Genomic DNA, 9,166 nt, shown 5'->3' with positions numbered 1-9,166 from the left:
GCCGGGCGCCGGGCGCCCCGGCGGCCACGACCGGCGCCCGCCGGCCACCCCCACCTCCCTGCCGAACGCACAGGTGCGACGCTGGATCGAGATCAATGGCACCCGCCACCAGATCTCGCGCCCGACCCTGGTCATGGGCCGCAGCACCGACGCCGACGTGCGGATCGACGACCCCGGCGTGTCCCGCCGGCACTGTGAGATCAGGACCGGAACGCCCTCGACGATCCAGGATCTCGGGTCTACCAACGGCATCGTGGTAGACGGGCAGCACACCACCCGCGCTACGCTCCGCGACGGCTCGCGGATCGTCGTGGGCAGCACCACCATCGTTTACCGGCAAGCCGAAGGGTGAAGCGGGGGCAATGTCAGAGCTGACCCTGACGGTCATGCGGCTAGGTTTCCTGGCTGTTCTGTGGCTGTTCGTGATCGTGGCCGTCCAGGTCATTCGCAGTGACCTGTTCGGAACCCGTGTCACGCAGCGCGGCTCACGCCGCACCGCGACCGACGCGCGTCCCGCCCAGGGACGCCAGAACGCGGCACCGCCGCAGCAGCGCCAGCAGTCCGGCCGCCAGCGCCGGGGGGCACCGACCAAGCTGGTCGTCTCCGAGGGCACGCTCACCGGCACCACGGTGGCGCTCCAGGGACAGACCATCACGCTGGGCCGCGCCCATGATTCAACGATCGTGCTGGACGACGACTACGCGTCCAGCAGGCATGCCAGGATCTACCCCGACCGTGACGGCCAGTGGATCGTCGAGGATCTCGGGTCCACCAACGGCACCTACCTGGACCGGACCCGCCTCACCACCCCCACGCCTGTTCCGCTGGGCGCGCCGATCCGGATCGGCAAGACCGTCATCGAGCTGCGGAAGTAGTACGACAATGAGCGAGCGGAGCGAGCGAGCCGCGGGAATCCGGGAATCGGACCCGGCCGGGCTCCCGACCGGAGGGTGGGCAGTGTGGCTCGAGACCGGCGGTACACCGAACCGACGGGTGAGGTGCGCATGAGTCTGTCCCTGCGCTTCGCCGCCGGATCGCACAAGGGCATGATCCGCGAGGGCAACGAGGACTCGGGTTACGCCGGTCCCCGTCTCCTCGCGATCGCCGACGGCATGGGCGGCCAGGCCGCCGGTGAGGTCGCCAGCTCCGAGGTGATCTCCACCCTCGTCCAGCTCGACGACGACGTACCGGGCTCCGACATCCTCACCTCGCTCGGTACGGCGGTCCAGCGGGCCAACGACCAGCTGAGGATGATGGTCGAGGAGGACCCGCAGCTGGAGGGCATGGGCACCACGCTCACCGCCCTGCTCTGGACCGGCCAGCGCCTCGGCCTGGTCCACGTCGGCGACTCGCGCGCGTACCTGCTGCGCGACGGCGTGCTCACCCAGATCACGCAGGACCACACCTGGGTCCAGCGGCTGGTCGACGAGGGCCGGATCACCGAGGAGGAGGCCACCACCCACCCGCAGCGCTCCCTGCTGATGCGCGCGCTGGGCAGTGGCGACCACGTGGAACCCGACCTCTCCATCCGTGAGGTCCGGGCCGGCGACCGCTACCTGATCTGTTCCGACGGGCTCTCCGGTGTCGTCTCCCACCAGACGATGGAGGAGACGCTCGCCAGCTACCAGGGCCCTCAGGAGACCATTCAGGACCTGATCCAGCTCGCCCTGCGCGGCGGCGGACCGGACAACATCACCTGCATCGTCGCCGACGTCTTCGACGTCGACAGCAACGACACCCTGGCCGGGCAGCTCAACGACACCCCGGTCGTCGTCGGCGCGGTCGCCGAGAACCAGGCGGCCCAGCTGAACGACGGCGGCGCGATGCAGACGCCCGCCGGGCGCGCGGCCGGCCTCGGCCGTCCCGTGCCGCCGCCGGCCGGCAGCTTCGGCCCTCCCGGCAGCGGTGACGACTCCGGCTACGGCGACCTGTCCGACGGGGCGTTCTCGTCGTACACCGACGACGACTTCGACAAGCGCGGCGGCCGCAAGTGGCTCAAGCGCTCCCTGTACATCGCGCTCGCCCTGGCCGTGGTCGGCGGCGGTCTGTACGGCGGTTACCGCTGGACCCAGACCCAGTTCTACGTGGGCGCGAAGAACGACAACGTCGCGCTGTACCGGGGCATCAGCCAGGACCTCGGCTGGGTGTCGCTCTCGAAGATCGAGACCGACCATCCCGAGATCGAACTCAAGTACCTCCCGCCCTACCAGCGCAAGAAGGTCGAGGACACGATCGCCGAGGGCAGCCTCGCCGACGCCCGCGAGAAGATCAGCGAACTCTCCACACAGGCCTCGGCCTGCAAGAAGGACGCGCAGCGCCGCGAGGCCGAGAAGGCCCACGGCGACGAGGGCCGGGCCCAGGGCACGGACGGCGACGCCACCAAGACGTCGAAGTCCGACAAGTCATCCGGTGGCGACACCAAGTCCGAGCAGACTTCCACGACTCCCACTCCTGGGCCCAGCCTCTCGGAGGAAGAGAAGAAGCTGGTCCCGCAGTGCGGTAAGAAGTAGAGCCGTAGGGGGCCTTCAGCACCATGAGCGTTGTCACCAACACGACCACGATCGGCGCCATCGACGCGCCGAGCAGGCGCAACACCGAACTGATGTTGATGGTCTTCGCCATCGCCATCTCGGTCTTCGCCTACGCCAACGTGGGCCTGGCCCTCGACGGCAAGCTCCCGTCCGGCATGTTCGGTTACGGGGCGGGGCTCATCCTGCTCGGCGGTGTGGCCCATCTCATCGTGCGGAAGTTCGCCCGGTACGCGGACCCGCTGCTGCTGCCCCTGGCCACGCTGCTGAACGGTCTGGGGCTGGTGCTGATCTGGCGGCTGGACCAGTCGGAGCGGCTGATCCGGCGCGCGGAGTACCTGTACGGGGCATACAGCCCGGACGCCCCGAAGCAGCTGCTCTACTCGGCGATCGGTGTCGCGATGTTCGTCGCGGTGCTGCTGATCCTCAAGGACCACCGCATCCTGCAGCGCTACACCTACATCTCGATGGCCGCAGCCCTGGTCCTGCTGGTCGTACCGATGTTCTTTCCCGCGGTGAACGGCGCGAAGATCTGGATCAGCCTCGGCCCGTTCACGATCCAGCCGGGTGAGTTCGCCAAGATCCTCATCGCGATCTTCTTCTCCGGCTACCTGATGGTCAAAAGGGACGCGCTGGCCCTGGCCAGCCGTCGTTTCATGGGCCTGTACCTGCCGCGCGGCCGCGACCTCGGGCCGATCATCACCATCTGGGCCCTGTCGATCCTGATCCTCGTCTTCGAGACCGACCTCGGAACGTCCCTGCTGTTCTTCGGTCTCTTCGTGATCATGCTGTACGTGGCCACGGAGCGAACGAGCTGGATCGTCTTCGGGCTCCTGATGTCGGCAGCCGGGGCAGTGGGCGTGGCGAGCTTCGAGCCACACGTCCAGTCCCGGGTGAACGCCTGGCTCGACCCGTTCTCCGAGGCCACGATGGCGCAGAGCGACCAGATCGCTCAGTCCCTGATGTCCTTCGGGTCCGGGGGCACTCTCGGCACCGGGCTGGGCCAGGGACATTCGGACCTGATCATGTTCGCCGCCAACGCCGACTTCATCCTCTCCACCGTCGGTGAGGAGCTCGGCCTCGCCGGAATGATGGCCGTCCTCCTGATCTACGGCCTGATCGTCGAGCGCGGCATCCGTACCGCCCTTGCTGCCCGCGATCCCTTCGGCAAGCTCCTGGCCGCCGGTCTCTCCGGCGCCTTCGCCATCCAGGTCTTCGTGGTGGCCGGCGGAGTCATGGGCCTGATCCCGCTGAGCGGTATGACCATGCCGTTCCTCGCCTACGGTGGTTCATCGGTTCTCGCCAACTGGGCCCTCATCGGCATCCTCATCCGCATCAGCGACACGGCCCGCCGCCCCGCGCCCGCCCCCGCACCCTCGACCGACGCCGAGATGACCCAGGTGGTCCGCCCGTGAACAAGCCCCTTCGCCGGATCGCGATCTTCTGCGGCGTCCTGATCTTCGCCCTGCTCGCGCGCACGAACTATCTGCAGTACGTGCAGGCCGACGAGCTGAACACCCGCGACGAGAACCGCCGCGTCCGCATCGAGCGGTACGCCCACGAACGCGGCAACATCATCGTGGACGGGAAGGCCGTCACCGGCTCCAAGGAGACCAAGGACAGCGACTTCAAGTACAAGCGGGTCTGGAAGGACGGCCCCATGTGGGCCCCCGTCACCGGCTACTCCTCGCAGGCGTTCGACGCCTCGCAGCTGGAGAAGATCGAGGACGGCATCCTCACGGGCAACGACGACCAGCTGTTCTTCAACCGCACGATGTCGATGTTCACCGGTGACGACAAGCAGGGCGGCAACATCGTCACCACGCTCAACGGCGCCGCGCAGAAGGCCGCCTTCGTGGGGCTCGGCAAGAAGAAGGGCGCCGTCGTCGCCCTCGACCCGCGCACCGGCGCGATCCTGGCACTCGCCAGCACCCCCTCGTACGACCCCTCGACGTTCGCCGGCAACAGCAAGTCCGACAGCGAGGCATGGCAGGCCCTGCTGAAGGACAAGGACAAGCCGATGCTCAACCGGGCGCTCCGCGAGACCTACCCGCCCGGTTCGACGTTCAAGGTCGTCACCGCGGCCGCGGCGCTGGAGAACGGCCTCTACACCGACATCGACGACGAGACCGATTCCCCGCTGCCCTGGCGACTGCCGCAGACGACCGGCAACCTCGACAACGAGGGCAACATCCCGTGCAAGAACGCCTCGCTGCGCGTGGCACTGCGCTGGTCCTGCAACACCGTCTTCGGCAAGATCAGCGATGACCTGGGCAACAAGAAGATGATCGAGGAGGCCGACAAGTTCGGCTTCAACGAGAAGATCTACACCCCGGTCCGCGCGGAGGTCAGCGTCTACCCCGAGGACAACCGTCCGCAGAACGCGATGGCGGGGATCGGCCAGGCCTCCAACCGCGCCACCCCGCTCCAGATGGCGATGGTCGCCTCCGCCGTCGCCAACGACGGCAAGCTGATGCAGCCGTACATGGTCGCCCAGCGCAAGGCGCCCAACCTGGACGTCATCTACACGCACGAGAAGGAGGAGTTCAGCCGCCCCCTCTCCGCGGAGAACGCCCAGAAGCTCCAGGAAATGATGGAGACCGTCGTCGAGAACGGCACGGGAACCAATGCCCGTATCCCCGGCGTCACGGTAGGTGGCAAGACCGGTACGGCCCAGCACGGTCTGAACAACAGCGAGAAGCCGTACGCGTGGTTCATCTCGTACGCGAAGACCGACAACGGTTCCCCGGTCGCCGTGGCCGTCGTCGTGGAGGACAGCGACGCCAGCCGGGCGGACGTCTCCGGTGGCGGTCTCGCCGCCCCGATCGCCAAGGCGGTCATGAAGGCGGTCATCGACAGCGAGAAGTGACACCGCTCACAGCCGGCCGTAAACGCGCACCTGCGGATACCGGTCGGATATCAGGTGGAGCCCAGGGGCCGATCAGCTGATGCGCGGCCGGTAGCGTATGCGCGAACAGCACACCGCCGGACCGCGCACCGGTGCGGTCAGGACTGACGGAGAGGGCTGGAACAGTTATGGAAGAGCCGCGTCGCCTCGGCGGCCGGTACGAGCTGGGCTCGGTGCTCGGCCGTGGTGGCATGGCCGAGGTCTACCTCGCGCACGACACCCGGCTCGGCCGCACCGTGGCTGTGAAGACGCTCCGGGCCGATCTGGCCCGCGACCCGTCCTTCCAGGCCCGGTTCCGCCGTGAGGCCCAGTCCGCCGCCTCGCTCAACCATCCGGCGATCGTCGCGGTGTACGACACCGGCGAGGACTACGTCGACGGGGTCTCCATCCCGTACATCGTCATGGAGTACGTCGACGGCTCGACGCTCCGGGAGCTGCTGCACTCGGGGCGCAGACTGCTGCCCGAGCGCACGCTCGAAATGACCGTGGGCATCCTCCAGGCGCTGGAGTACTCGCACCGCGCGGGCATCGTCCACCGTGACATCAAGCCCGCCAACGTCATGCTGACCCGGACCGGACAGGTCAAGGTCATGGACTTCGGCATCGCCCGCGCCATGGGCGACTCCGGCATGACGATGACCCAGACCGCCGCCGTCATCGGCACCGCCCAGTACCTCTCCCCCGAGCAGGCCAAGGGCGAGCAGGTCGACGCCCGCTCCGACCTCTACTCGACCGGCTGCCTGCTCTACGAGCTGCTGACGGTCCGGCCGCCGTTCATCGGGGACTCCCCGGTCGCGGTCGCGTACCAGCACGTACGCGAGGAGCCGCAGCCGCCGAGCAGCTTCGACCCCGAGATCACGCCCGCGATGGACGCGATCGTGCTCAAGGCGCTCACCAAGGACCCCGACTACCGCTACCAGTCGGCCGACGAGATGCGGGCCGACATCGAGGCCTGCCTCGACGGCCAGCCGGTCGCGGCCACCGCCGCCATGGGCGCGGCGGGTTACGGCGGTTACGCCGGCGGGTACGACAACGACCAGCCCACCACCGCCCTGCGCGCCGCCGACCAGAACGGCGAGCGCACGTCGATGCTGCCGCCGGTCAACCCGGACGACGGCGGTTACGGCTACGACGACCGCCCCGACCGCCGCCGGCAGAAGAAGAACCACACCTCGACCATCCTGCTGGTGCTCGCGGGCGTCCTGGTGCTGATCGGTGCCATCCTCATCGGCAAGGCGGTCTTCCCCGGCGACGGCGGTGACGAGGGCGCGTTCGACGTCCCCAACATGGTCGGCAGCACGGTCAAGGACGCGCAGAGACTCGCCGACAACGCGAACGTCGTGCTCAAGATCGGTCCCAAGGAAGAGTGCGAGGACCAGCCCAAGGACAAGATCTGCCGCCAGACGCCGACGGCGGACCAGCAGATGAAGGAGCAGGAGACCGTCACGGTCTTCGTCTCCAGCGGCCCGCCGAAGGTCAAGGTCCCCGACGTCACGGAGAAGTCCGAGGACAGCGCCCGCAAGGCCCTGGAGGACGAGGGCTTCACGGTCAACGTCACGTCGGTCGAGTCCGACCAGGCCGCCCCCGGAACGGTCCTGGAGCAGTCCCCGAAGGGTGGCTCGAAGGCCGAGGAGAACTCCGAGGTCACGCTCAAGGTCGCCACGGAGAAGCTCCTCACCGTGCCCAACGTGTCCACCCGCTCGTACGACGACGCGGTGGCCCAGCTGAAGGGTCTCGGCTTCACCAACATCGGCAGGTCCGACGAGGATTCCGACAAGCCGGCGAACGAGGTGATCGGCCAGAACCCCGAGCCGAACACGAAGGCCGGCAAGGACACCTCGATCATCCTCAAGGTCTCCAAGGGCCCGGCCGAGCCGGAACAGGTGACCGTACCGGGTGATCTCTCCGGCAAGACGTACCAGGACGCGAAGGCGCAGCTGCAGGCCATGGGCCTCAACGTCGTGCTCGGTACCGGGTCGGTCGACAAGCCGGACGCCAAGGTGGTCATGAGCAGCCCGATGGGCGGCCAGCCGGTGGACGCGGGGGGCACGGTCACCCTCACCACCATCGACAGCGGCGGCAACATCTTCGGCGGGCCCAACGGCGGACGGGGTCACTGACCTCCCCCGCCCCCGCACGAGCAGAGGGCCCCGGTCACCTTCACGGTGACCGGGGCCCTCTGCCGTACCGGCCGCTCAGCGCAGCTCCGCCGGAGGCGTACGGTCGCGGTCGACCTTCTCCGTGCGGACCAGCTCGCCCCAGACGATGTAGCGGTACTTCGAGGTGAAGACCGGCGTGCAGGTCGTGAGCGTGATGTAGCGGCCCGCCTTCTTGGCACCCGACCCCTTGGGGATCGGCTTCAGCACGTCCACGTTGAACTTCGACGTCTCCGGAAGCTCGTTGAAGACCTTGTAGACGTACCAGGTGTCCTTGGTCTCGAAGACGATCGCGTCCCCGGTGCGCACCTTGTCGATGTTGTGGAACTTCGCCCCGTGCCCGTCGCGGTGGGCGGCCAGAGTGAAGTTGCCCTCCTGGTCTGAGGGGAGCGCGGATTTCACCGGATCGGTGTAATAGCCGGCGACCCCGTCGTTGAGGGTCTCGGTGTCGGTGCCCTTCTTGACGAGCACCTCGCCGTTCTTCATCGACGGGACGTGCAGGAAGCCGATGCCGTCCTTGGTGTCCAGGGCCCCGGGCCCGTCGGCCCAGCGGTCGCGGACGCTGTCGCCCTGCTTGGCGGCCTCGCGGTCGGCGAGCACGTTCGTCCACCACAGGGAGTAGACGACGAAGAGGCCGAGCACCAGACCTGCGGTGATGAGGAGTTCACCGAAGACGCTGACGGCGGTGGCGATGGGGTGCCGGCCGCCCTTCCGCTCGGGTGGCGCGGACTCGTCGGTCAGCTCCTGGTCCTCGGTCGTCGCTGTCATAGCACCGCCCTGTCGTCATGGCGTCGAGCCCGTTCAGTCCACGAGCACGTCGGGCTTCCCCTTGCTGCGCGGCCGTTCGTCGACCATCTTGCCCCAGACGATCAAACGGTACGTACTCGTGAATTCGGGCGTACACGTCGTCAATGTGATGTACCGGCCGGGCTTGGTGAACCCGGACTGCGGCGGCACCGGGCCGATCACGGAGACGTTGGACGGTGAGGTCTGTGGCAGGACGCTCGTCATCTCGTAGGTGTAGTACGCCTCTTGCGTCTCGACCACGATCGGGTCACCAGGGCGCAGGCGGTTGACGTAGCGGAACGGCTCGCCGTGCGTGTTGCGGTGACCGGCCAGCGCGAAGTTGCCCTGCTTGTCCGAGGGCATCGCCGTACGCAGCGGTTCCTCGCTGTAGTGGCCGACCATGCCCCGGTCGAGGACCTTCTCCTTGCTGATGCCCTCGGCGATCGGCGTGACCACGTCGAGCTTGGGGATGTGCAGGATGGCGAAGCCCTGCCCCGGCTCGAATGCCTCCGGCTTGCCGCCGCCCTTGGCCCAGTTGTCCTGGATCTTGTGGGTCTCGCGCCCGGCGATCTGGTCGGCGCGCACATTCGTCCACCACAGCTGGTAGGTGACGAACAGCAGCATCAGGACGCCGAGGGTGATGAACAGTTCGCCGATGCCCCGGCTGATGACGACCGCGGGACTGTCCTTCGCGGCCTTGGCCGCGCGGCGCGCCTCCATGCGCGTCATGGGCTTCGCCGGGGCCCCGTCCGCCGGGGTGGCCGCGGCGGCCGGCCGGGGCGCGGGGC

The 9,166-nt window shown here is 68.1% G+C and carries 8 protein-coding genes; 6 read left to right on the top strand and 2 right to left on the bottom strand.

Features of this window, described 5'->3' with window-relative positions; all coding sequences use genetic code 11:
• The 6 genes from MHW47_RS27420 to pknB form a co-directional block, all read left to right on the top strand.
• On the top strand, positions 1-352 hold a 352-nt coding region (locus MHW47_RS27420; RefSeq protein ID WP_239226449.1), incomplete at its 5' end, for an FHA domain-containing protein.
• Between the two features lie 10 nt (positions 353-362).
• A complete protein-coding gene (locus MHW47_RS27415; protein ID WP_239226448.1) occupies positions 363-875 on the top strand; it encodes an FHA domain-containing protein in 513 nt (170 codons plus the stop codon).
• Between the two features lie 129 nt (positions 876-1,004).
• A complete protein-coding gene (locus MHW47_RS27410) occupies positions 1,005-2,510 on the top strand; it encodes a Stp1/IreP family PP2C-type Ser/Thr phosphatase (RefSeq protein WP_239226447.1) in 1,506 nt (501 codons plus the stop codon).
• A gap of 23 nt (positions 2,511-2,533) precedes the next feature.
• Complete coding sequence (locus MHW47_RS27405) at positions 2,534-3,943, top strand: FtsW/RodA/SpoVE family cell cycle protein (protein WP_239226446.1); 1,410 nt, start codon at positions 2,534-2,536, stop codon at positions 3,941-3,943.
• A complete protein-coding gene (locus tag MHW47_RS27400; RefSeq protein ID WP_239226445.1) occupies positions 3,940-5,397 on the top strand; it encodes a penicillin-binding protein 2 in 1,458 nt (485 codons plus the stop codon). The genes MHW47_RS27405 and MHW47_RS27400 overlap by 4 nt, the downstream gene beginning before the upstream one ends.
• A gap of 167 nt (positions 5,398-5,564) precedes the next feature.
• Positions 5,565-7,556 carry a Stk1 family PASTA domain-containing Ser/Thr kinase gene (gene pknB / locus MHW47_RS27395; protein ID WP_239226444.1) on the top strand — a complete coding sequence of 664 codons (1,992 nt, stop codon included), beginning with the start codon at positions 5,565-5,567 and terminating at the stop codon, positions 7,554-7,556.
• 75 nt (positions 7,557-7,631) lie between these two features.
• Here the strand turns inward: pknB and MHW47_RS27390 are convergent, their stop codons facing one another.
• On the bottom strand, positions 7,632-8,360 hold the full coding sequence (locus tag MHW47_RS27390) for a class E sortase (RefSeq protein WP_239226443.1): 729 nt from the start codon (positions 8,358-8,360) through the stop codon (positions 7,632-7,634).
• Between the two features lie 33 nt (positions 8,361-8,393).
• Positions 8,394-9,166, bottom strand: a 773-nt coding sequence (locus MHW47_RS27385; protein ID WP_239226442.1) for a class E sortase, incomplete at its 5' end; no start/stop codon positions are given.

The organism is Streptomyces sp. OfavH-34-F (assembly GCF_022347745.1).
Lineage (GTDB): Bacteria > Actinomycetota > Actinomycetes > Streptomycetales > Streptomycetaceae > Streptomyces.
Note: the sequence above shows the minus strand (reverse complement) of the source record. Positions and strands in the feature narration are given on the sequence as shown.

Coding starts and splice junctions, on each gene's coding strand:
- MHW47_RS27415 (WP_239226448.1), top strand. CDS start 363: ATGTCAGAGCTGACCCTGACGGTCATGCGGCTAGGTTTCCTGGCTGTT.
- MHW47_RS27410 (WP_239226447.1), top strand. CDS start 1,005: ATGAGTCTGTCCCTGCGCTTCGCCGCCGGATCGCACAAGGGCATGATC.
- MHW47_RS27405 (WP_239226446.1), top strand. CDS start 2,534: ATGAGCGTTGTCACCAACACGACCACGATCGGCGCCATCGACGCGCCG.
- pknB (WP_239226444.1), top strand. CDS start 5,565: ATGGAAGAGCCGCGTCGCCTCGGCGGCCGGTACGAGCTGGGCTCGGTG.
- MHW47_RS27390 (WP_239226443.1), bottom strand. CDS start 8,360: ATGACAGCGACGACCGAGGACCAGGAGCTGACCGACGAGTCCGCGCCA.